This window comes from Pseudoalteromonas sp. APC 3358 (genome assembly GCF_030408075.1).
GTDB lineage: Bacteria > Pseudomonadota > Gammaproteobacteria > Enterobacterales > Alteromonadaceae > Pseudoalteromonas > Pseudoalteromonas arctica.
Window position 1 is genome coordinate 1 of record NZ_JASDCE010000023.1, and the last position, 21,894, is coordinate 21,894.

25 protein-coding genes are annotated in these 21,894 nt (G+C 45.1%); 19 read left to right on the forward strand and 6 right to left on the reverse strand.

What is annotated here, in order from left to right:
• Nucleotides 1–23 precede the first annotated feature (23 nt).
• Complete coding sequence (locus QL995_RS20970; RefSeq protein WP_290294996.1) at nucleotides 24–530, reverse strand: hypothetical protein; 507 nt, start codon at nucleotides 528–530, stop codon at nucleotides 24–26.
• A 266-nt stretch (nucleotides 531–796) separates the two neighbouring features.
• Between QL995_RS20970 and QL995_RS20975 the strand changes: the two genes are divergently transcribed.
• The 7 genes from QL995_RS20975 to QL995_RS21005 all read left to right on the forward strand — a co-directional run bounded on the left by QL995_RS20975 (nucleotide 797) and on the right by QL995_RS21005 (nucleotide 4,476).
• The gene (locus tag QL995_RS20975) at nucleotides 797–1,366 is read left to right on the forward strand and encodes a hypothetical protein (protein WP_290294997.1); all 570 of its coding nucleotides are present in this window, start codon (nucleotides 797–799) and stop codon (nucleotides 1,364–1,366) included.
• 201 nt (nucleotides 1,367–1,567) lie between these two features.
• Entirely contained in the window at nucleotides 1,568–1,852 is a 285-nt protein-coding gene (locus tag QL995_RS20980) for a hypothetical protein (RefSeq protein WP_290294998.1), read from the forward strand.
• Between the two features lie 48 nt (nucleotides 1,853–1,900).
• The gene (locus tag QL995_RS20985; RefSeq protein ID WP_290294999.1) at nucleotides 1,901–2,317 is read left to right on the forward strand and encodes a hypothetical protein; all 417 of its coding nucleotides are present in this window, start codon (nucleotides 1,901–1,903) and stop codon (nucleotides 2,315–2,317) included.
• Between the two features lie 9 nt (nucleotides 2,318–2,326).
• Nucleotides 2,327–2,914 (forward strand): hypothetical protein, encoded by a 588-nt coding sequence (locus QL995_RS20990; protein WP_290295000.1) that lies wholly within the window; start codon nucleotides 2,327–2,329, stop codon nucleotides 2,912–2,914.
• Nucleotides 2,914–3,396, forward strand: coding sequence for a hypothetical protein (locus QL995_RS20995; protein WP_290295001.1), 483 nt, complete (start codon nucleotides 2,914–2,916; stop codon nucleotides 3,394–3,396). The genes QL995_RS20990 and QL995_RS20995 overlap by 1 nt, the downstream gene beginning before the upstream one ends.
• Nucleotides 3,393–4,253: a hypothetical protein gene (locus QL995_RS21000; RefSeq protein WP_290295002.1), complete on the forward strand. Its 861-nt coding sequence runs from the start codon at nucleotides 3,393–3,395 to the stop codon at nucleotides 4,251–4,253. The genes QL995_RS20995 and QL995_RS21000 overlap by 4 nt, the downstream gene beginning before the upstream one ends.
• 10 nt (nucleotides 4,254–4,263) lie before the next feature.
• Nucleotides 4,264–4,476: a hypothetical protein gene (locus tag QL995_RS21005; protein WP_290295003.1), complete on the forward strand. Its 213-nt coding sequence runs from the start codon at nucleotides 4,264–4,266 to the stop codon at nucleotides 4,474–4,476.
• Between the two features lie 39 nt (nucleotides 4,477–4,515).
• Here QL995_RS21005 and QL995_RS21010 read toward each other — a convergent pair whose 3' ends face one another.
• The 3 genes from QL995_RS21010 to QL995_RS21020 form a co-directional block, all read right to left on the reverse strand.
• On the reverse strand, nucleotides 4,516–5,283 hold the full coding sequence (locus QL995_RS21010) for a thioredoxin domain-containing protein (RefSeq protein WP_290295004.1): 768 nt from the start codon (nucleotides 5,281–5,283) through the stop codon (nucleotides 4,516–4,518).
• 139 nt (nucleotides 5,284–5,422) lie between these two features.
• Entirely contained in the window at nucleotides 5,423–5,926 is a 504-nt protein-coding gene (locus tag QL995_RS21015; RefSeq protein ID WP_290295005.1) for a DUF3592 domain-containing protein, read from the reverse strand.
• Nucleotides 5,927–6,118: 192 nt separating this feature from the next.
• A complete protein-coding gene (locus tag QL995_RS21020) occupies nucleotides 6,119–7,180 on the reverse strand; it encodes a hypothetical protein (protein ID WP_290295006.1) in 1,062 nt (353 codons plus the stop codon).
• 106 nt (nucleotides 7,181–7,286) lie between these two features.
• On the opposite strand from QL995_RS21020, the gene QL995_RS21025 reads away from it, so the two are divergent.
• Nucleotides 7,287–8,207, forward strand: coding sequence for a hypothetical protein (locus QL995_RS21025; protein WP_290295007.1), 921 nt, complete (start codon nucleotides 7,287–7,289; stop codon nucleotides 8,205–8,207).
• On the forward strand, nucleotides 8,188–8,661 hold the full coding sequence (locus QL995_RS21030; protein ID WP_290295008.1) for a hypothetical protein: 474 nt from the start codon (nucleotides 8,188–8,190) through the stop codon (nucleotides 8,659–8,661). The genes QL995_RS21025 and QL995_RS21030 overlap by 20 nt, the downstream gene beginning before the upstream one ends.
• A 218-nt stretch (nucleotides 8,662–8,879) precedes the next feature.
• On the opposite strand, the gene QL995_RS21035 is transcribed toward QL995_RS21030, so the two are convergent.
• A complete protein-coding gene (locus tag QL995_RS21035; RefSeq protein ID WP_290295009.1) occupies nucleotides 8,880–9,314 on the reverse strand; it encodes a potassium channel family protein in 435 nt (144 codons plus the stop codon).
• Nucleotides 9,315–9,421: 107 nt separating this feature from the next.
• Between QL995_RS21035 and QL995_RS21040 the strand changes: the two genes are divergently transcribed.
• Complete coding sequence (locus QL995_RS21040) at nucleotides 9,422–10,048, forward strand: TetR/AcrR family transcriptional regulator (RefSeq protein ID WP_290295010.1); 627 nt, start codon at nucleotides 9,422–9,424, stop codon at nucleotides 10,046–10,048.
• An 18-nt stretch (nucleotides 10,049–10,066) separates the two neighbouring features.
• On the opposite strand, the gene QL995_RS21045 is transcribed toward QL995_RS21040, so the two are convergent.
• On the reverse strand, nucleotides 10,067–10,675 hold the full coding sequence (locus QL995_RS21045; RefSeq protein ID WP_290295011.1) for a TetR/AcrR family transcriptional regulator: 609 nt from the start codon (nucleotides 10,673–10,675) through the stop codon (nucleotides 10,067–10,069).
• Nucleotides 10,676–10,957: 282 nt separating this feature from the next.
• Between QL995_RS21045 and QL995_RS21050 the strand changes: the two genes are divergently transcribed.
• From QL995_RS21050 to QL995_RS21090, 9 genes are all read left to right on the forward strand, one after another.
• Nucleotides 10,958–12,082, forward strand: coding sequence for an efflux RND transporter periplasmic adaptor subunit (locus QL995_RS21050; protein ID WP_290295012.1), 1,125 nt, complete (start codon nucleotides 10,958–10,960; stop codon nucleotides 12,080–12,082).
• Nucleotides 12,082–15,177, forward strand: a complete 3,096-nt coding sequence (locus QL995_RS21055; RefSeq protein WP_290295013.1) for an efflux RND transporter permease subunit — start codon at nucleotides 12,082–12,084, stop codon at nucleotides 15,175–15,177. The genes QL995_RS21050 and QL995_RS21055 overlap by 1 nt, the downstream gene beginning before the upstream one ends.
• On the forward strand, nucleotides 15,170–16,375 hold the full coding sequence (gltS, locus tag QL995_RS21060) for a sodium/glutamate symporter (protein WP_290295014.1): 1,206 nt from the start codon (nucleotides 15,170–15,172) through the stop codon (nucleotides 16,373–16,375). Before QL995_RS21055 ends, gltS begins: the two co-directional genes overlap by 8 nt.
• A gap of 2 nt (nucleotides 16,376–16,377) precedes the next feature.
• Nucleotides 16,378–17,907, forward strand: a complete 1,530-nt coding sequence (locus QL995_RS21065) for an efflux transporter outer membrane subunit (protein ID WP_290295018.1) — start codon at nucleotides 16,378–16,380, stop codon at nucleotides 17,905–17,907.
• On the forward strand, nucleotides 17,904–18,224 hold the full coding sequence (locus QL995_RS21070) for a multidrug efflux SMR transporter (RefSeq protein ID WP_290295019.1): 321 nt from the start codon (nucleotides 17,904–17,906) through the stop codon (nucleotides 18,222–18,224). The genes QL995_RS21065 and QL995_RS21070 overlap by 4 nt, the downstream gene beginning before the upstream one ends.
• Before the next feature lie 44 nt (nucleotides 18,225–18,268).
• Nucleotides 18,269–18,679: a hypothetical protein gene (locus tag QL995_RS21075; RefSeq protein ID WP_290295020.1), complete on the forward strand. Its 411-nt coding sequence runs from the start codon at nucleotides 18,269–18,271 to the stop codon at nucleotides 18,677–18,679.
• A gap of 46 nt (nucleotides 18,680–18,725) precedes the next feature.
• A complete protein-coding gene (locus QL995_RS21080) occupies nucleotides 18,726–19,925 on the forward strand; it encodes a patatin-like phospholipase family protein (RefSeq protein WP_290295021.1) in 1,200 nt (399 codons plus the stop codon).
• 142 nt (nucleotides 19,926–20,067) lie between these two features.
• A complete protein-coding gene (locus tag QL995_RS21085; protein ID WP_258461501.1) occupies nucleotides 20,068–20,715 on the forward strand; it encodes a glutathione S-transferase family protein in 648 nt (215 codons plus the stop codon).
• A 729-nt stretch (nucleotides 20,716–21,444) separates the two neighbouring features.
• The coding region (locus QL995_RS21090) for a replication initiation protein (protein WP_290295022.1) at nucleotides 21,445–21,894 on the forward strand (450 nt) is incomplete at its 3' end.

Below are 21,894 nucleotides of genomic sequence, written 5' to 3' on the forward strand. Positions count from 1 at the left end.
AGTCTTTTTAGAGGGGAAAATCCCTAGAACCCCTTGTTGCTGCGGAGGAATTCTTTAATCGCTTTTGAATCACAACGAATTCGGGGCAATTTTTCCACCTTGTTCTCTGTGAATGAAGAGACGATTTGAACATCCGGATGCAACATGTTTGTCAGCTTTTCCAATTCATTCGCCGGGATATCGGTTTTTTCGATGACCGCTGTTTCATATACTCCAGTTGAACAACCCGGGTTAAATTCGAGGTATGTCGCGTTTTTCGACTTTGCTAAACGGATTTGTGAAAAGATGGATTCCATCGTTGCGTCAACAACGGGAGAAGGCTCAGCACAACTGTTGACCTCATCCAGCAATATCCTAAGACATGGTTCCTGGTCAGCCTGCCAATAGACCAGATCGATACCCCCAAGATCGCTCTGCATCAGTTTAACGTCATCCTGACTCAAGAGTAGGTTGCATAGGTCCAGAAATGACATATCAACCAGGGGAACTGAGAAGGTTGTAAAGAAGGTAATATCGGTGAAATCGGCCATTGGAGTCCTCCATTTTCTAAGACCGACACCCATAATATGCTCGAATTATACTCTGTCATCAAAAAAGGGGTCATTGCGAAGATTCCTATTCTGCCCACCTCGTTGAGCAGCTCATTCAAGGTCGATGCCTGCCTGGTAGCTAAATTTGAGAAACTGATTACAAAACCCCATAACTAACGGATTTATAAGTATATTTAGCCCCCTCCAACCAATGTTGCTAGTTACGAAACCTATGAGATAGTGTTTTTATTTCTCAAGGGTTAATTATGGACTACAAATTTATAAACGTGGATATTGGTACTCTGACCTTTGCCGGATTGTCAGTATCTATTGCCCGCAAAATAGCTGCGATAGCGACTATAGCGATATGGGTAGGTGTGGCAGTAGTTTTTGTTATGGCTGGCCATAAATTAGACAGTGACACCTGGGTAGAAACACTGGCATTGGCAATGTTGGTACTGTCTTTGCTGCAATACATCGCAGGGAAAGAGACAATCTTCTCTTACGTGGCAGAATGGCTCACCAGGGTAACTCCATTAGGTGTTCTCTATCGACACGACAAGCTGATAATAGACCAGGCTCGACAGCAATTGTTGGACATTGCAAGCCATACTGAATTTGAACGATATTTACCATATCAAAAGATAAATCCTGCGATCGGTACATCTGAAAACATGAGAGTCATCGTTATTCAGAAAAGAGGGAAACTTAACACATGGGTTAAGGAGACCGGAAACCTCAAGTGCTTGGCAGATTTGATTTATCAGATTCATCTTGTCGAAAAACTTCTTTATAAAGATGGCCTGAAAACCCCTAAAAGGGTCAATCATCGGTGACCCTTTTACCCTTAACCTCTCACTGAAAAGGCATAACATAGCTTCAAGTCAAAAGGAGCAATGTATGTCCATCGATCTTTCCTGTGTTTATAGCCGGCCCAGTATAACTACTTGTGGCCTGAACAGTGGGGAACAGTAGCTTTCTGAATACCACTTTTCATTCCTGAACAGCACAAATTGCGAATAGGATAGGTATTTCTAGTGGCCAAAATCATTCAAATTGACTTCAGGGCTCAACAGAAAAAGCGTGCGTATAGTGCAGACGTGTATTCACATGATCGAAAAAAGTACCGATTTGAAGTAGATGCGCGCTCGATCAATGAGGCCTATTACGAGTTCATTGGTAAAGCTATGGCTCAGGGCATTGCAGTGATCCGGTGTATTGCCATATATCTGGGATGGAGTTGCCAGCGGTCTCCTTATCAGACCCCAGTTAAAGTATGGCAGCAGTATGATCCTGCAGTCGGCTCCCTAACTGAGTTTTAGTAGATAGGAAAGCTGGCTATAGAGAAAGAACAGACCGGAGGTTATGCCATGAAGATAATCAGGCTTAGTCACAACAGAAATACCACAGATGATAAACAGCTGTATGACCTGGTTGAACGGCTCGATACCTTTAGTTTGCTTGAGTGCCGGGATAGATCATCGGTCTGCCTCGAAAATATCACTCGAATTGTCATCCTGGATCACAGTGACGAGGCTGAAAACTTTCAGGCAATAATGGATCAGGTTTGCCAAACAGGCGGACATATTCAACTGGTAATCATTGTGGACAGCTTTGAGAACCAGGTCATTGATTTGCCCATCGATCTCCCTGTTAGTGATCACATCATCGTCAATCCTGTACAGGGCTCACTTTTGAAAAGGAGAGTTGAAGATGGCGTTCATGTTGCCAGTGAACCTGAAGAGATCCTTGGCCTTATCAAGCGAAGTATTCCCTGGGCAGCATAGGATCTAGTGATGAGTGAAAACGAATCCCAAGCACCTGGAGAGGTTGAAGTTACTGAAGAAGCGACGGTTTCCTATGATGATGAAACTGTTGTCTGGGAAGGACGACCATCGCAGTGGATAAACTTCGGTGCCTTTTTGTGGTGGTCATTGTTTTTAATCGGTACGGGAGGATTACTGCTGCTGTGGAACTCAAGCAGTATGCAGCACGATTATAACGCTGCTACGGGGGAACTGGTCCACTGGGGGTGTATCATCCTCATGTCGTTGTCAATATTGAACATCCTGTACGCTTATCTCTCTGTCCATTACGAACATACCGTAATTACACGAAACAAAATCAAAGAAGCAAAGGGAATCACCAGCATTTTTCGAGAAGAGCTTTTCTGTGAAATCAGTGATATCACCGATATTAAGAGCCCTCCGGCCGGCCTGCTCGGGATCTTAGGCTTATCCAACCTGGTCATCGAAACGAACGATGATGATCAGCCCACCATCAAGATTCGCGCTATCAAAAATCGGGATGATTTAGTCAATACGCTGCATCCCATTTGGCGAAAGCTCAAGATGGAACGCAAAGGATACTTTGGGGATCGATGATGGCCGAAGACAATAAATCAACAGAGTCAGCAACGGGTAAACCAGAGAATGATAAGACAGTCGAGCAGGATTTCTGGAAGCTCCACAATGAGTTTGAAAAAGACTCACTCAGAGATGCTTGGCGAGGGCTTAAAGTACGCTCGCTGTTTTCGTTGTTGAGCTCGGTTTTGTTCCGCTTGATGGTTGCCTACGTCGTTTTACCATCCACCTTTTTTTTCACGATCTTTATCATGGAATCTTATTCCAGCGGCATCGCTGAAACCTTCAATATTGTCTTTGTTGGCAACTCAGAATCTGTAACAACAGAAGATACCGTGGGTCTAGTCCGGATGTGGCACTTATTAGCTCTCATGCTGTTTGCGATCAGCTGGGTGGTGCGTCCCTGGATTTCACCAGCGCGGCGCCAGGCAAATGCCGATATGGATCGCTGGTGGTGTTTTCATGGCGCAAAGATGCCAATAACCAAAAGGGGAGAGCAGTGAAGAGTAAAAGGCAAGGGTGGCGTAGTGTCTCGGTAGCATTGTTGTTCTTTTCAATGTCTGCCGGCGCTACTGAAGAGACGACCGAATCCCTACCGTATAAACCTTCTCCGGACGTGTCGTTTGAAAAAGTTGAAGGGATCTTCGGCCAGAATATCAATACCAGCGACAGTACATTAAAGATGCTGTTGCTGGCTATTGGAATGGACCACACTGCAGTCCACTCACCACACTTCAGCCAGAGCATCGGTATTCCGTTTATTGCTGACCGTGGACCGGAATACTGGGTTTCCCGGTTAAAGTCCGGGGAAACGGAGTTAGAGGTCATTGTCAATAATGCACTACTTCTCTTGTTCACCAAGGAGTCCATCCCGGACGGCCACAATGCCGCTTTAAAACTGATGACAGTTGCCGCGGAAAGAGGGTATTGGCCAGCTGAGTTTTATGTTGCCGAGAAGTCACTGATGGAGAGGTTAGTTCATGACTTTTCAAAGCCAAGCCCGCGCACCGGGAAAATTCAAGCTGAATCGCAAAGGGCTTTGGCTCAAGCCACGATGGATCGATTTAGCCGGTGTGCTCAGATGGGTTTCGCCCCATGCCAATACCGGGTTGGCTTCTGGCTGTCGGCCGGCAATTCAACCAAAAGGCAAGGGCTTGGTGTACTTCGACAAGCCATCCAGACCACCATGAAAGACACCCGATATAAGGGTATACTGGACGGCGCTTTAATACTGGCTGCCCAGGAAATCGTGCGGTCTGGGGAGGAAGCCGGGATTGACCGAGTGATTCGTGAGGAGTACATCAAACTAGTTGAAAACTACGTGGCTGCTGCCACTGTCCCGGCCGGACATAAAAATTAGCTATCTGCCTATGAAATCCAGACGCCCACCATACTTCAGATACGGACTTTATCTTGAACCTCAAAAAGATGACCCAGTTGTCGACAAGATAGAGCTTGCTGAACAAGAAGCAAAACAGATGTCAGTGAATAACGATAATGCCCTAGTCGCAATTTGGGACGAAGACGAAAAGGCCATCATGCTCATCGCTGGTGAGCAAAGTTTTTCTTCTGTTGAGCTTTAGCGTTAACTGTCAGAGATTGTATTTTCCCTTCTAACCCGATTACTGAGTTAATATATTCTGAATGACCTGCAGTAATTGTTCAGGCGTTTTGTATCCCTTCACCAGATAATGCCGGCCAGTCTGTTTATCGATGATGTTTAGGGCGGGGGTGGCAGAAATACCTGCATTTCGCCCTTCTGAATAATCACGATTAATAGCATCTTTGTGACTGTCCGAGGCCAGGCACGTATTGATCAGTGAGCCATTCAAACTAAAAGACTGTGCCAGGGTAGGGATACTTTCCAACCCCTTACCGTTTCCTTTGGTTTCTGCCATGAGCTTTTCGATGGCCACCCAGGCGATACGATTGCCATAAGTCTCACGAATGCATTCTATGGCCTGTGCCTCAATTGCCGCTGCAGGGTTGTGATTGCTCAAGGGGAAATGCTTAAACTCCCAGGCGATTACCCCTTGAGAATGGTCAACGACTTGCTTGAGGCCACTGTGCATCCGTCGGCAGTAAGGACACTCGATATCGGCATACTCCTGCAGAATGATCCGTGCTGTCGGATCTCCGTAGAGTAAATGTCCGTCGGGGATCTCTTCGGCGGCCAGTTGATAGCGATCGACCAGCTGCGCCAGTACCTGTTTGGCCTTTCTCTTTTCAAGAACAGTGATGCGCTCGTCAATCAATGCAATGATATCGCTCTCCCCGGGAGGCTGTTGCGATTCGAACGATGCCTGTAGCTGGTGGGTTTGAAAAAACAGATAAGCATTGACGGCTGCCAGTAGCAGTACGACAGGCAGAAAACTCTTCCAGGTAATCATAGGGACAGTCAGCTTTGGTGTAAAAGCCTGACTGTAGGTCAGACCCTCATAGAAATCAGAACAAAAGGGTCAGGGAAGGATAACCCATTTGTACAGTGCAGCGTCGGGTAACTATCTGCCTCGCCCCTATAGTGAGACGTTACTGGATTAGCTGTAGGATGGCTTCATAACGAATTGCGAACAAAATGAGTCCGGTGATAATGAGGAGCCCACCAAAACCGATTTCGTGGGTACCGTTTTTGCCATACAGGCCGGTATCGATGACGGCTATAGAGGGATTTTGAGGATCGTAATAAACCTTGGTTTCAAGACCTACCGGGTAACGCGAAAGAAAGGGCTGTATGTCATCAATAAGATATAGGCCGAAAAGTAGTGGTTGCGTGGATGTGTATTTTTTCCCCTGTACCGAGTATTCATAGAGAAAATCAAGGACATAATTGTTGGCCTGCTTATCTTTGTTGTGGGCGGACGTGAAGTTAGCTCGCTTATAGGAAGACTTGAGAATCGAGCCGGTTGTCTGTGGCCAGGATTGTTTAGCCACCTTCGATAACTTCATTTTTTTCGAAGCGTTGATCACCAGTTTTACGCCGCCCAGCAGCATAAGGAGCCCAATAACAATGGGTGCATAGGTCTCTAACGTCACTGTTCTTCTCCTCTTCTGCCAAGTCGTAATCCAGATTATTGTCACTGTCCGAAATTTTCAAGTGCAGACCTGTGGCTGGTGTTATTGGATTGATGTCATAAGCAGGGGAGAGCAACACCCTTCAATATGATAAATGGTACTTACAGTTACCAATTTATACCAATTATGGTAACCGTAGGTGCCATATGATAGCTATTCGTATGGTAATTCACCGAACAGGCCAATCATCAAATCATCCCGAAGTACGCTGAAAGGCAGCTCAATATAGTGATCAGGGTGCCGGGGCTTGGCCCTACCGTCGCCAGGCGCATTACGGGTATGCCCCTGGACCTCTTCACCGTTTTCTTTGATGTACGGCAGGATGACCAGGCGACCGTGGTTTTTGGAAAAGATTGTGCCTTTCTCCCAGAGTGTCACCCCCTCTGAATTACCTGCAGTGCCGGCTTGTTTCACTTGCCAACCGATATGGCCATCCTCTTCGTACCAAAACACATAACCGTTGGCCACGAGTACTCGCTGCCCCTGTGCCCTGGCTTCGGCCAGCATCCGCTGTACACTGGCCAACTGTAATAATTGATTCGCCCTGGGGAGCAGCATTTGCCGAATTGCAGCTTTTGTTTTCCCCCAGTGAGCAGAGCCCGGAAAGCCAAAACCATTAGCGATCTGGGACCGGTATGCGATTTGTGCGCTGCGCTGGGTAATCCGCAAGGGCTTGGACCACTGCTGTTCATCTTGCTTGGCCAACAACACAAAGGGCCTATCAATGCCGCGAAGAAGCGCGATCTCCAGGTAGGGCATCTCAAACAACCGCTCTGTCAGTCGCTGGCGGTATGGCTCGGTTTCTTCCGGAAGCACTAACTCGTGGCCGGGGTAGGATTTAGAATGATCAGACCTTTTAATCGCTTCGGCAAGCATCAACTGCTCTTCTCTGGCCAATCGAGATTTTGCTTGAATAGCCTTGATGGCTTTCAGACGGTGGGAGTCATACAACTCTTGAGGTAAGCCAAGAGTGTTCAAACTATCGAGAAGGGCTGTGTTACGCGATTCAGCAACGAGTACAGCATCTTCGAAGGTATCGTACACGTCCGCCTTTGCATGGCCATCATCTGTTGGAACAAACCCTTGATACCATTTCAAAGTGCCATCCGGTCGGACTTTGTATTCATGCAGGTGCCACCGGCCGGTTTCATACCATGGCTCCGGCCAAGTTGCCAGTGTTAGATAACCGTAGCCAGGCATTTGATCTGGGCGCATTTTTGACCTTCGTACTTACAATACTTTTGATTATATCATCTGGTATAGTATACTAGATGATATGTTGTTTTGCTAATTTTAGTCTGAGATGGACAAGGGGTGGGTTATGAGCAACGATACGGCACTTCCTCATAGTTACGTAATGGCGCTATATGAGAGCTATGGCGAGATGTCTGCCGCCTGTGAATCCGTCAAAACGGCCGTTAGGGCAGACGCTGCGTTGTATCCAGTTTACGTACCTACCTTTGGCGAAGACGAGTCAGAAAAAACATCCAACGCAGCTAGGGAAGCGGCTATCAAATCAATTACGCAGTTGTTTATCCTGGACGACGGAGAAACCGTCCCGGAAGCCGGTATTCTGTGTGCGTCTCCGGAGACCGTGAAAACGGTAGAAAAACTGAATGATACGAAAGACAAATTCAAAAAGGCTGTCATGGCCATCCGGAACTACCAGAAGAAAAACAAGCAAGCGCAGTCGAATATCTCCAAACTGATCAGGGATGAAGTTACCCAGCGTGGCTACCGAACCGACGAATTGAAACTAGCCATGGAAACTGCCCGGATTAGCTCCTTGGAGCTAAAACGCTGCTATGCGCAGATTAGAGTTATGCCAGCTGAGCTGGACGTGTTCAGCTGGACTTGGGCAACCAATCACTCCAGGATCAAGAAAGTTTCTGTTCAGGGGGCGCAGGAATTAATCGATGCTTTGCCGGAGGCAAAGAGCGAAGCTGCGGAAACGGCTCGCTCTCTCCTGGAACAGTGTCGGCCAGATGAAATGTTAGCGCGCAAAATTAAGCTGCCCCACCAGCTCCGAGCGAATTACGCGTACTTATCTGAAGGTAAAGTCGTTCGTAAATTGTGTCCGATCTCCGGCATCGTCATCGCGCAACAAAAAAACATGCCCAGGAAACTATGGCGCGATAAACCTGGTAACAATCCAGAGCGGCTGCCCCGGGCCTCTGGTATTGAACAAAAGGAGTTTATCAAGGTACTGGGACTGCATCGCTATGCAAAAACACCCATCTGAACAGCCTAAGGTCAAGTGCTTTGGTTCCTCTGCTGGCATGACGGTAGAAGCTACTACACTGAAAGAAGGGGAGGGTGCTGCAACCATTACTCTGGAGTTGGCACCTAAGCAAGGAGGACACTTCATCTGGGAGAAAAAAATCGCGTTGCAGCTCAGTGACATAGAGTTACCAGAATTGGCGGCTGTATGTTTGGGATACCTTCCAAAAGCTAACTTCAAACGTAAAACCAAAGGTATCGAGATCATACGTCAGCCGAATAAGCTTTTCGTATCTGCAAGCCAAGGGAGCGGGAATGTATGCGCACTACCGGTTCCTATAGAGCAAGTCTTTCATGTGGCTACCCTAGTCCTGTCGCAATTACAAAAGCAGACCGGCCAACATAATCCGGATCTGCTGGTGGCTGCATTGCGCGGTAGCGCGGCATTGTATAAATCAGAGCCTAGCCATTCTTGATGACATTATCCATATGTTCGATTGTCATGCCCTAAAAGGAGCATTTTTAGTAGATTTTGACACTCTGAACAAGAGGCGGGCTACATCATGGTGTAACACCTGCCTCAATGCCTAAAATTACCCTTCTGTCAGCAGGGCGATGCATTGGTTATCCTCAATATAAAAGTGACTTTTTGCACAATAGCAGCCTCGTTTGACTCATTGGCAATCTTGAGCCCTTATTTCAGGGGGTTTTTGAATAATTCGTTTACCACATCGATTAAGAATGCTGTGCTGACCGCAAACATTATTAACCCTCCCATTGCCTCACATGAACCAAGTAATTGCCACTGTTCACTCAAAGTAACGTCGCCATACCCAAGAGTGGTAGATGTTACCACTGAAAAATACAGAGCTTGGCCAAAGTCTGAAAATTCGCCCAGAAACCAGTACAAGCATGCCCATAGCCAAGCTTCTATCGTATGTATCATCAGAATAAAGAAGATGACTATTGATAGAATCTTTACAATTTGCACTGCTGAATACTGCTCACCATTCGTTTTTTGGAAGGTCTTTGACATGTAAAAATAAAGATAGACCAAACTCAAAATATGCAACAACGCAGTTGCTAATACAAAAACAGCACCAATGGCTATTTCATCAAGGATATGCACAGCTTTCCCCTAAATTTATAAAAGTATCCCAGGTAGCAAGTATTGACATTTTTACTAGAATGAGTCAAATTAAAACTAACTGGTCAGTCACTATTGGTAGTTGTTAAGTGAGCGATAAGACATCCCCCCAAAACTCTCCCCCTCTTAAGCGACGCGGCTCGCGACATGCTTCTCCCGAAGTTCGCAAGAAGCAAATACTTGATGCTGCTATTCAATGCATAAGCAATGATGGATTTCATAACGTCACCACTGAGTCGATTGCAAAAGTTTCTGGTCTGTCAAAAGGGAGCCTGTACCGATTTTTCAAAAGTAAGGAAGAGCTGCTCGTTGCTATAATGGAGGATTGGGAGCAAACATTTTATGAAAAACTCAAGAACCGGCCGTCGCCACAACCTTTGATTCAAAAACTGTACGATTATTGTTTTTTGCATTTGGAAATTGCAGCAGAGCGTCCAAACCTTCTCCCGATTTGGAGCGAGTTTTTGCTGCATCCAATGACGAAAGAAGGCATCAAGCAAGCCCACCTTACTTCAAGAAAAGAACTGGCGTCGATAATTCGAGAAGGGATTAAGTCCGGTGAATTCAATGATGTTTCTCCGACAGCATACGCCGATACGATCATTTCTCTCTTTGAGGGGATTATGGTCATTGCTACCGCCAATTCAGATGTTAATTTCCGAAAGAGAGCTGACGCTATGTGGTTGATCATCAAAAGTGGTTTAGTAAAGCAATAACACGGAGTAAAACCGGAGCTACCTTTGGTATGATAATATGCCTGACTTAATGACATCCCACGAACGCTCAAATTGTTGCAAGGCATTAAAATCCGATAGTGCATTCGATAATACGATGTGGCCTTCAATAACCGAGGTAACCAGGCCTGCTGCTTCATATGGCACAGCTGTTGGAACTTCACCGTTTTCTTTACCGGCCTTTAAAAGCTCATCTATTCTGGCCTGCAGTTTAGCGTAGTAAACTCTCAGTAGATTAATTGAGTTATCATGGCGCATGAACTCTACCCAGACGGCCATCAGTTCTGATCCTTCTGAAAAAGCATCGAGTGTTAGCTTGCACAGCAAATAGAGTGAGGTGAGAGCATCTTGCCCTTCAGCATGTAGATTAATTCTGCTCTCTAGGTCACTGATGTATCTTTCAAAGGCAGCCCCCATGATTTCATCTTTGCTACTGTAAAATCGGTAAATACTCCCCTTCGAGGGCCCGGCTTCTGTGGCAATCATTTCCACTGTCGTATCACTGTACCCATGTATCCCGAAGCATTTTATAGCAGCCTGGCTGATTTGCTCACGGCGCTTATCTGGGTGTAAATGGCGAGAGCCTTTGTATTTGATTTCATTTTTCATGTTAAAGCGCGATTTCCATAGAAATAAAACTTGAATTCCTAACTAGCTGGGACTTGTGTTTTCTGCAATTGTCAATATAATAAAGACTAACTGGTCACTTTTATATTGGCTGAATTTGTCGAAGATGTCAAAGCTTGAAGGGCGTAGGAATGTAATTTTCATCCCTGAGGGCATGAATTATTTGTAACGGTAGATAGGCCACGCTTACTGAAGTCGGTATGACGGCTTGGCCGATTTCTAGGTAAGAAATTGCTACTTGGTGTAGACGAGTGCGGAGAGAAAATGAATAAATTCATAAAGTTAGTGATGGTAGGTGGTTGTATCCTTCTGTTTGGGTGTGAAGAACAAGCAACAACTCACCAAGAGCCTGTTCGTGGCCTGAAGACTGTGACAATCGAAGATACGGCGAATCTGTCAGTTCGGCGTTACCCGAGCGTGCTTCATTCTTCTGATACCACAATATTGTCCTTTGAAATTGGTGGAAGACTAGGGAAAAATTCACTCGAACTCGGCCAACGGGTGAAAAGAGGGGAGGCTCTGGTTGAGCTGGACCGTCGTTCTTTAGAGCTTTCTGTGGAAAGCGCACGAGCAGCACTCGAACAAGCAAAGGCAACTGCCGCAAATGCTAACCGCGATCTTAAGCGTCAAGAAAAGCTCTTCGAACAGAAAATTGTAAGTCAAGCCAAGCTGGAGAATGCTCGGACTACCGATAAGACCTCTCAAGCTCAGGTGGTACAGGCAAGAAAGCAACTCGAAACGGCCCAAGAAAACCTCGAAAAATCTACCTTGACTGCACCTTATGACGGAATTATCAATTCTGTTTCCGCAGATTCTTTTGCAACAATCAGTCCAGGGGAGGCCATTGCAACCCTTTATAACCCAAATAGCTTTGAAGCGAGGTTTACGGTGTCTTATGACATTGTTAGCCGACTGACGGTGGGTAAACCAGTTGTAGTTCGATTAGCAGATAATCGCAATGTTTCATTAAAAGGGAATATTAGTGAGCTTGCATCCAGTACAGATACTGTTTCTTCCTACCCTGTTGTCGTTAAGCTAGCTGAGACGGATCCAAACCTCAAGTCAGGCATGGCAATTGAGGTGGTTTTAGAGATGACTCTCTCAGAAGAGGTTGGACATGCTCTCCCTGTCTCAGCGTTAATCGTTGAAGGTGACTGGGATTTAGGCGATGACCCTACAAAGTCCATCGATGGAGAAGTCTATATCTACGATGAAGATACACAAACAGTCAAGAGAACAACCGTAACCGTTATTGGGTTACGAGAAAACCAAATCATTGTCTCGGATGGACTTAATCGCGGAGACCGAGTTGCGGTCGCAGGTGTAGCATTCCTGCGGGAAGGCCAAAAAGTCAAGTTGCTCAATACTAAGGCCTCCGGAGATCTGTAATGGAATTTTTAACTCGTTTCGGCATTGATCGCAGTCGCTTTACGATTTTTGTTATGGTTATTGTCCTGTTGATGGGGTTGGCTGCGTATTTTGATTTATCAAAACGCGAAGATCCTGCAATCACCATCAGGACCGCAGTAGTTTCTGCCTATTTTCCCGGTATGTCTCCCGAAAGGATTGAGAACCTTATCGTCGATCCCTTAGAAAGGACCGCACGCCAAGTCAGCGAAATCGAAGATATCAAAACCTTGATAACAACAGGTAGCGCAGTCATATATCTTGACGTTTATGATGCAGTACCTGGTGAAGAATTAGAGCGTGTTTTTCAAGATGTTCGCAATAGAATGAACGCTGCTAGACCTTTGCTACCAGCGGGGACGGACGGCCCTCATGTCGATACTGATTATGGTGATGTGGTCATTGCAAGCATTGCTGTCACGGGCAATGGATACTCCTATGCTGAACTGGAAGCTTCTGCAAAAGCATTACGTAAGAAACTCTATGCAGTAAAGGGTATTGGAAAAGTCAGTCTGTTAGGTGTGCAGAAGGAACGTATTTGGTTAGATATAGATTCTCGAAAGCTTGCATCAATAGGAGTCCAGCTACCTCAACTATTTAGTGATTTGCAGGCACAGAATGTAATCTTGTCCGCCGGAGACATTGATGCGGAAGGTAGCAGTATTATCCTGGAAGCTAATGGCGATCTGAATGACGTTGAAGCTATAGAAAATGTACTCACTCAGGTATCTGGTTCAGGCGATCTCGTTCGCTTAAGAGACTTACTAAACGTACGTCGAGGTTATGAAGAACCTCGAAATAACCCAGTATATTTTAACGGACAACCAGCCATTATGCTTGGCGTTGAAATGTCAGATGGGCAGGACATTCAGGTGATGGGTAGACGACTAAAGGAAGCTGTATCGGCATTCGAGCAAACACAGCCCGTCGGAATGACCTATAACTTTTCAACCTATCAAGAAGTTGATGTAACAACAGCCATCAACAGTGCTTTATCCAATGTCGCTCAAACTGCAGGCGTTGTCTTGATTGTTCTTATGATTTTCCTTGGGTTGCGCCCGGCATTGATTGTTGCTTGTATCGTGCCCTTTACGGTGATGTTTGCGATCATTTTGATGGGCTTCATGGGGGTCGAATTACACGTTGTTTCTATTGCAGCCGTGATCATTTCATTGGGCCTATTGGTTGATAATGGTTTGGTGATTGTTGAAGACATACAAGGGCAGATATCATCAGGTATTCCCCCTAATGAAGCAGCATTAGCAACCAGCCGTCAGTTCGGAACTCCCTTGGCAGTGGCATCAATCACCACTGTTGCAGCCTTTATTCCGTTGTTTTTAGTGGATGGAGATGAAGGTGAGTATGGTTTTGCGCTTGGGGCTGTTGTCGCTCTCATGCTCATAGGTTCGTGGTTGACGGCAATGTATATTTTGCCGGCGCTGAGTGTTTGGTTTTCAAAAAATACGCAGCAAACCTCTACTGAGGCAGAGCCATCGGCACTGATCAGAATTTATGAGGCATTACTTAAGAAGTCCATGCCACTCTCAATCATTGTCGTTATTGGGTCTTACGTTTTGGTTGTGGCCTCATCTATGCTATTTGGCAGTGTGAAAAATGAGATGTTCCCACTTAGTGCCAGAAGCCAATATTTGATCTATATGGATATGCCGAAAGGCACGTCTATTCAAGAAACTGAACGCAATGCATTGGCCATAGAAAAATGGTTGTCCGACCAAACAGTAAATCCTGAGGTCAAAAACTCAACTATGTACATAGGGGATGGCGGTCCAAGATTTTATTTGGCACTTAACCCGGCAGATACCAACCCCTCTAGTGCCTTTATTTTAGTTAATACGCATGATTTCGAAGGTGCTGTGGTAGCAGCAAACCGTGCTCGTTCTTACTTGTACGAAGAATTTCCCACAGCTCGCGCTAAAGTAAAACACTTGTCTATGGGCGGAAGTGAGTCAGGCATAGTAGAGGTCAAAATCACCGGGCCAGATCCTGTCAAGTTGCTGCAGGTGGCTAAACAGTTAGAAGCACAATTTTCAACCTTACCCAATATCATTCAAAACGAAAATGATTGGGGCAACAAAGTCATCAAAGCAGTCATCGATATTGCCCAGGACAAGGCCCGTGAACACGGTGTCACTTCGCGCGATATTTCCATTGCGATGGACTCGTATATTTCAGGAGCGACTGTCTCACAGTATCGGGAAGGGAATAAATCTATTCCCATAGTGGCCCGTGGTATCGAATCTTATCGAGATAGTATTGAAGACTTAGTGGGGATCACTGTTCCGGTTAATGGTGCTCTTGTTTCCCTGGAGCAAGTTGCTACTTTCGTTCCGACATTTGAGTTTTCTCAAGTGAGACGAGAAAACCAACAGCGGATGATAAAAGTATCTGCTAAAAGTACAGATATGTCGGCCTTTGATATGGTGGATTTCATCCAGCCAACACTGGATGAAATGGACTGGTCTGGGGGATATTCTTATGAATTTGACGGTGAAATAGAAGAAAGTAAGGACATCAACGGAAAGTTGGCAACAGGAATGATACCTGGAGTCATCATTATGTTTGCCGCCATTATGTTTCAGTTCAACTCAATGCGCCGTGTAACACTGATTTTCCTAACTATTCCTCTGATTCTCATTGGTTCGCCTATTGCTCTCCTGGCGACAGGTCAGCCACTGTCATTTTTTGCAACACTAGGGCTGATTTCACTCGCCGGGGTTATTATCAATAACGCCATTGTGTTGATTGACCAAATAGATATTGAGAGTCAATCTCTAGCCTTGAAGGAAGCGATCATTGTCGCTGCTAAAAAGCGGATTACACCAATATCATTAACAACGCTGACGACAGTTGTAGGCCTTCTACCAATGGCGATTGCTGGCGGGGCATTATTTGAGCCGATGGCCACTTTGATGATCGGCGGTTTACTACTTGCCTCTGCAATCTCACTCTTTTTTGTTCCATCTGCGTTCTATTTATTTTTTAAAGGGAACAAAGAACTGAATGTTGAGAATGGCTCCGAAGCTTCAAAGAATGAAGGAATGGCGGGTCATGCCTAGCTTTCATCTTGATGCATTCGACGCTTATACCGTAGCAATTATCGTGTTTTTTGTTGGTAAACACTTAAACACGAGAATTAATCTGCTGCGTACATACAACATCCCCGAACCTGTGACGGGAGGGTTGATTGCAACGCTTTGTACTTGGGTATTATTTCAATCTGGCATTGAAATATCGTTTGACATGACTGAGCGTGATTTGCTGTTGGTTTATTTCTTTACGGCGATAGGTCTGAATGCTCGTTTTTCAGACCTTTTAAGCGGCGGACGCCCCTTATTTACGCTGCTCGGGCTAACCATTTCTTTCATGTTGTTGCAAAACGTTGTCGGTGTGTCGGGGGCGACACTGCTCGGCATGAATCCAGAGTTAGGCTTGCTGGCAGGTACCGCCTCGCTGGTAGGAGGGCATGGAACTGCTATAGCCTGGGCACCGGAGTTCGTAGAGCAAGGTGTTAATGGTGCCATGGAGATTGGCGTTGCTTCAGCAACGCTAGGCCTGGTTATTGCTAGTGTCATCGGAGGGCCAATAGCCCAATTTCTTATTACTCGAAACAATCTTAAGAGCACTGAAGGAGATGCTTCCGAAGGTATCGTCTCTTTAGCTAAGGAAGATGAAGTTGGTACGGTTGAGTACACATCACTTATGGCAGTGGTCTTAACACTGCACATAGCGATAATGGGTGGATGGTATCTTAATCAATTATTGACAATGCAAGGCTTTAAGTTGCCATTGTTTGTCACTTGCCTGCTTTCCGGGATAGTTCTGTCTAACACTGTTCCAAAGATCTTTCCGAAACTCTATTGGCCTGCCAGGACAAAATCTCTGGCGATAATCTCTGATTTTTCGTTAGGTCTTTTTCTCACCATGTCACTCATGAGTATGCAATTGTGGACCATCGCGGAATTGGCCGGCCCACTGATAGTCATATTACTACTTCAGACAGTTGCGGCCATTGGGTTTATTTTATGGATTTTGTTTCGACTTATGGGTGGTAACTATCAGGCTGCGGTATTGAGTGCAGGCTTTGGTGGATTTGCCATGGGAGCGACCCCAACTGCTATTGCGAATATGACTGCAGTGACGAAAGCACATGGTCAGGCACCACTTGCTTTCATCATTCTTCCATTGGTCGCGGCATTTTTTGTCGATGTATCCAACTCTTTTATTTTGAAATTTGGGCTAGAAGTATTGAGGTAATAATGAATCATCACAAAAGAATACTAATACTATTAAGTGCCATTTTCATGCTTGGAGGCTGCTCGTCTTTGATCGGACCATTGCCGACTGCAGAGCCTCCTACATTGGATGAAAAGTGGAAAGAAGGTACGCCTGATTCTGTATCAACAGAACAGGTTCAAATTGATGCTAAATGGTGGCAGGGGTTTGAAGACGAGACATTAACAGCTTTAGTGGAGCGTGCGTACAGCGAAAACCTAACACTTCGTGTAGCGGCGCTACGGATACTTGAGGCTCGTGCGATATTGGGAATAGCACGCTCTGAATTCTATCCGACACTTGATTCAAACAGTGGTGTTACGCGTGCAGGGTTAAGTGGCAATGCTCAGTTAAGTGATAGTCGTTTTACCAATTATAGAACTGCCATCGATACAGCTTGGGAATTAGATGTATGGGGAAGAGTTCAGCGAGGTGTGGATGCAGCAAACGCAGATTTGAACAGCCTGGATGCTTCTTACGAAAATGCAGCGCTCTCTCTGGCTGCAGAAGTAGCGACAACATACATTCAATATCGTGTTTTACAACAACAACTTAAACTAGCCCATCAAAACATCGGTTTACAGACCAAATCTCTCAATATTGCTCAATCTTTGCTTGAAGATGGTTCTAGAAATGCGCTTGATGTCGAGCAGGCTAAAGCGATTCTCGCGGATACTAAAGCGTTAGTTCCCGATCTTGAGCGAAATCTATCTCAATCCCGTAATGCCCTAATTACTTTATTAAGCCTAACACCTTCAGATGTAAAACAATGGGTGCCAGATAACGATTTATCTATTCCTGTTTATAAAGAAAAAATCAATGTAGGTGTGCCCATTGATATTTTGAGACGACGTCCTGATGTCAAGCAAGCAGAACTAAGTGCAGTTGCAGCTTCAGCACGCGTTGGAATAGCACAAGCCGATCGTTATCCACGCTTTACGTTAAATGGTTCCCTGGCCCTAGATGTATCGGACGGCGCTTCAACTCTAAATGGGGGTACTGCCAGCGACCTGTTTGATAAAGATAGCGTTGCATTTAATGTCGGTCCCAGGATTTCTATTCCATTGTTTAATGCTGGAAGATTAAAAAACCGTTGGTTAGCCCAGGATGCCATCTTCCAACAAACCGTTGAATCCTATCGCTTGACCGTTTTCACTGCTATTCAAGATGTAGAGAATTCACTTGCTGCATTGTCAAATTCTTCTATTCGTTATTTTCATTTAAGTGAAAGTGTTCGTGCTTATGAGCGAGCCCATGAAATCGCTCAGGTTCTCTATGAGGAAGGCGATGCTGATTTTCAAAACTTGGTAGACAGCCAGCGACAACTCGTCATTCAGCAGCAAAGCCAAATTACTGAGAAGGGTAATATATCAATTAGCCAAATTGCACTTATTCGTGCCCTTGGAGGGAGCTGGACGCCTGGAGATAATGATCGTTTAGCAGACCAGGTAAAAAGAGACCTAATTGATAGAAACGAAAACTGGAATGACTTTATCGGAGAAGAAAAAGAATGAATGCATGGGTGTTGTTGAGCTTGGCAATCTTTCTTGAAGTGTGTGGAACTTTTTTCCTGAAACTTTCGGATGGATTTGAGAAATGGCATTTTGGAGTTATATCCATCTTGTTCTTTATGTCATGTTTCGTTGCTCTGGCTCCAGTGATGAAGGCCCTGCCGGTGGGGATTGTTTACGCCGTTTGGGCCGGCGTAGGCATTGTTGCAGCCTCGTTGATCGGGGTTTTGATATTTGGTGAAAAGTTAGGAGCGATACATTTAGTTTTTATTGCCATGATATTAGTTGGGACCGTTGGTCTTAAAATGAATTTACAGTAGTTCAACAGCTCGTTTTTATTATTAGAGGAAAAAAGAGGTTAAAGATGAATAGTGTTAAAAAAATGACGATATTTCTAGTGCCTGTATTACTTTTAGGTTGTGCTACCAGACCTAGTAGTATTGAGCCGCTTGTTGTTTCAGATACAAGTTACGAAGGCTTGTCCTGTAAGCAGCTAGTTTCAGGAATCAATGAAAAATATAAGGAGCTTGCTGTTTATTCAAAAGCTCAAAATTCAAAGGCAACTTCAGACATCGTTACATCAATCGTATTATTGGTTCCAGGAAGTCTGTTCACAGGAAACTACGAAGAAGAAATCGCCCAGCTTAAAGGGGATGTTATAGCTATTAATCATAACCTTCAGAAAAAGCAATGCGATACCTCAAACGTTGTTCCCGAACCTGATGTGTCAGACTTGAAAGTTGAAGACTTTAAGAAGCCGGAAGATAAAAATTGAGGAAAGTCGCTTATGCAAGCTTGAGCGTAAAAGAAGAGTGTAATTAATGAGATCTTTCAAGCTGATTTTTACTACGTGCCTTGTACTAAACTTAGTGGCTTGTGCAAGTGTTGATCGAACTCATCAGGCAGCCCCTGCTGAGTCTTATCGTGATTACGAACCTGTGCATATTCCTATTCAGGTTCGTTCATTTGCAGTTAATGAACGTGGCGATGTCAGCTTTAAGGCTTCAGATTACAGCGATTACCTTGCGAATGTCCAGAAGGGTGATCCGCTTCATATTTTAGCGCTCTCAGGTGGCGGGCAAAATGGTGCTTTTGGAGCGGGTATTCTCAAGGGATGGACTTCTACAGGTCAACGTCCACAATTTGATATTGTAACTGGGATATCTACGGGGGCATTGATCGCTCCATTTGCTTTCCTTGGTCCCGAATACGATGATCGTTTGGAGCGCTTATTTACACAGACCAGCACACGCGATATCGCAAAATTTCGGATTGTTAGCGCGTTCTTATTTGGAGGACAGTTAGGTAATACGGCGCCTTTGAGGGAGTCTATTGAGCGGGAGCTAACGGATGATATGTTGCGTGAGATTGGTCGAGAGTTAGATAACGGTCGTGAGCTTTTAATTGGTACTACTAATCTTGATGCTGGTCGTGCAGTGATATGGAGTATTGGAGAAATAGCGCGCATTGGAACGCCTGAAGCTTTCGATTTAATACGTAAGATCATTTTGGCGTCTGCATCTATTCCTGTAGTTTTTGAGCCTGTTTTCTTTGAGGTAACTGATGGGAAAGAGGTACGTAAGGAGTTGCATGTAGACGGGGCTCTAACACAAAAGATTTTTACATATCCTGATTATCTTCCTGTGCGACAGTTCTTGGAAGAGTCCGGACTTTCCAGGTTTGATAACAAGATATGGCTCATACACAACAATAAACTTAGCCCTACCTATGAAGCACAAAGTACCAATTTAGTCAGCGTTCTTAAACGTACCGTAAAAGTGCTTGTGCAGTCTCAAAGCTTTGGAAACATTGTACAAATCTTAGCGACGGCAAAGCGTGACGGGTTTAGTGTTAATGGATTGACTATACCAGATGATTTTGATGAAGAGCCAACCGAGGTTTTCGACCCCGCGTATATGAAAAAACTGCATTCTGTAGGCGAGCAGATTGGCTCTAATCCAGAGTCTTGGTATATGGAATTGGAGCATTACTTTGACCAAATTGTAGTACCTATGCAGTAACTCGCTTTATGGAATCCTCTTAATAAAGAACTGTGCCATCATCCTGGTGGTGTTTCTGAGCTTCCTTGGACCAACGCATCTGTTCCACTTTAGGCGCCCACTAAAGTGGATTATCACTAATAACCAGGAAAAGGGTTAATCTATGATAAAAATTATCAGCTTTAAGGTTTGCCCGTTTGTTCAACGGGTTACGGCACTACTTGAAGCAAAAAATGTCTCGTTTGAAGTTGAGTTTATTGATATGGAGAATATCCCTCAATGGTTTGCTGAGCTTTCTCCAAACGCTCAAGTACCAGTGATGATAACTGAAGACGGACAAACGTTGTTTGAGTCTGAGGCCATCGTGGAGTACATAGAAGAGATAACTCCACCCATTGAAGCAGACGTTAGTCCTGAACAGCGTGCGAAGGATCGAGCTTGGGGATATCAGGCAAGCAACCACTACCTTATTCAATGTGCTGCGCTTAGAAGCCCTGATAGGGAAACGCTTGCAAAAACCAAAGAGAAATTGGATGAAGCATTCTCAAAGGCAGAGAAAGAGTTGGGGAGTGGCCCATTCTTTAAAGGCGAGAAAATCAGCAACGTCGACATTGCCTGGCTACCTTTGTTGCATCGAGCCAGTTTATTTCAGCGTTACACCTGTTTTGATTTTCTGGAAAGCTTTCCTAAGGTAAAGGCCTGGCAAGAGGCTATTATGAAAACAGGATTAGTTGAGAAATCTGTCTCAAGAGATTTTGAAGAAGCATTTCAAAGTGTCTATTTAATGAATAAGTCGTTTCTTGAATCATAAAACAATCTATTGCTTTGCCAGATATGATGACTGTGTTGTTCGGGATATCTTCTGAAAGCGAATTTCGAGCACAAAGAGAATAAATGCACGGTTGAACCAGTTTTCTTTTCAGCTACTCAGGGAGGAGGGCAATGTTTTGCGCCATATTACTATGGGGCAAGTTTTTCATGTGGCTACTCTGGTCTTATCACAGCTGCAAGAACAAACCGGCGAGCTTAATGCCGATCTTCTGATTGCCACCCTACGTGGCGCTACTGCACTATATAAATCAAAACTAAATCGGCCCTAACAGTTCAGCCTGTTTTGTATCGTTCCCACATTGTTGAGTGTCGTTTGCGCTGCAAGTGACCAACTCTATCTCTAGCCTTAGTATTTTTCCCCAAGTCTATTTCAACCCCCAGTATTTTCGATCTCCGATCGTATGGTAAGTTTTCTATTGTGGTGAAATTAAACTTCACATCATGGGATAAAAACGTGAAATAGAGACAGTCAAAATAAATAAACCCGGTACGAGACCGGGTTTACAAATTTAGTTGAATGCTGCCTAGAGCGCCAACTCGCCAGCATTCAGAACAACAGCTTGGGAAGCCATCGTGGTTTGAATATACGCGAGATTTCCCCGTGTCGCAAGAATAGTGCGATAAGGGAAATGCTATGTTCGAACCCCTGGTTTACGGCTTCCTTTGGCAAATAAAAAACGGGATAACAAATGCCAATAGGAAGTAGAGAGTGGAAGCCGCTCCAATAAACAATGCGATACCAGATCGCTGCCATCAACCAGGTACTGCCTATAACCGATTACTTTCGGAAGCGCCCTATTTACCCCGCTGTAGCGATAACAAGACCGCGGCGTTAGTCAGGCCCCGCCAGTACGCTTTCCGCTATCCCTACATGCAGGTCAACCGGCCGGATATGGTCAGCTGGCTTGTTTTTGATCTCGACCATGACAACCCCCTGGTTTGGGAGGATGAAAACTTCCCGGCCCCCAATTTTGTAGTTACGAACCGCAAGAACGGGCACTCGCACCTGTTCTACGCGATCGTACCGGTCTGCACATCTGCAAACGCACGATCAAAGCCAATTCAATTCATGAAAGCGGTCTATGAGGCAATGGCGGCCCGTCTGGGTGCCGATCCGGCCTATAGTGGGGTTCTAGGGATTTTCCCCTCTAAAAAGACA

Excerpts from the sequence above, each read along its gene's own strand:
- QL995_RS20995 (WP_290295001.1), top strand. The coding sequence starts at position 2,914 with ATGGCCGAAGACAATAAATCAACAGAGTCAGCAACGGGTAAACCAGAG.
- QL995_RS20985 (WP_290294999.1), top strand. The coding sequence starts at position 1,901 with ATGAAGATAATCAGGCTTAGTCACAACAGAAATACCACAGATGATAAA.
- gltS (WP_290295014.1), top strand. The coding sequence starts at position 15,170 with ATGCCTAGCTTTCATCTTGATGCATTCGACGCTTATACCGTAGCAATT.
- QL995_RS20990 (WP_290295000.1), top strand. The coding sequence starts at position 2,327 with ATGAGTGAAAACGAATCCCAAGCACCTGGAGAGGTTGAAGTTACTGAA.
- QL995_RS21055 (WP_290295013.1), top strand. The coding sequence starts at position 12,082 with ATGGAATTTTTAACTCGTTTCGGCATTGATCGCAGTCGCTTTACGATT.
- QL995_RS21050 (WP_290295012.1), top strand. The coding sequence starts at position 10,958 with ATGAATAAATTCATAAAGTTAGTGATGGTAGGTGGTTGTATCCTTCTG.
- QL995_RS21065 (WP_290295018.1), top strand. The coding sequence starts at position 16,378 with ATGAATCATCACAAAAGAATACTAATACTATTAAGTGCCATTTTCATG.
- QL995_RS21030 (WP_290295008.1), top strand. The coding sequence starts at position 8,188 with ATGCAAAAACACCCATCTGAACAGCCTAAGGTCAAGTGCTTTGGTTCC.
- QL995_RS21075 (WP_290295020.1), top strand. The coding sequence starts at position 18,269 with ATGAATAGTGTTAAAAAAATGACGATATTTCTAGTGCCTGTATTACTT.
- QL995_RS21025 (WP_290295007.1), top strand. The coding sequence starts at position 7,287 with ATGAGCAACGATACGGCACTTCCTCATAGTTACGTAATGGCGCTATAT.
- QL995_RS21070 (WP_290295019.1), top strand. The coding sequence starts at position 17,904 with ATGAATGCATGGGTGTTGTTGAGCTTGGCAATCTTTCTTGAAGTGTGT.
- QL995_RS21080 (WP_290295021.1), top strand. The coding sequence starts at position 18,726 with ATGAGATCTTTCAAGCTGATTTTTACTACGTGCCTTGTACTAAACTTA.
- QL995_RS21085 (WP_258461501.1), top strand. The coding sequence starts at position 20,068 with ATGATAAAAATTATCAGCTTTAAGGTTTGCCCGTTTGTTCAACGGGTT.
- QL995_RS21010 (WP_290295004.1), bottom strand. The coding sequence starts at position 5,283 with ATGATTACCTGGAAGAGTTTTCTGCCTGTCGTACTGCTACTGGCAGCC.
- QL995_RS21005 (WP_290295003.1), top strand. The coding sequence starts at position 4,264 with ATGAAATCCAGACGCCCACCATACTTCAGATACGGACTTTATCTTGAA.
- QL995_RS20970 (WP_290294996.1), bottom strand. The coding sequence starts at position 530 with ATGGCCGATTTCACCGATATTACCTTCTTTACAACCTTCTCAGTTCCC.
- QL995_RS20975 (WP_290294997.1), top strand. The coding sequence starts at position 797 with ATGGACTACAAATTTATAAACGTGGATATTGGTACTCTGACCTTTGCC.
- QL995_RS21020 (WP_290295006.1), bottom strand. The coding sequence starts at position 7,180 with ATGCGCCCAGATCAAATGCCTGGCTACGGTTATCTAACACTGGCAACT.
- QL995_RS21045 (WP_290295011.1), bottom strand. The coding sequence starts at position 10,675 with ATGAAAAATGAAATCAAATACAAAGGCTCTCGCCATTTACACCCAGAT.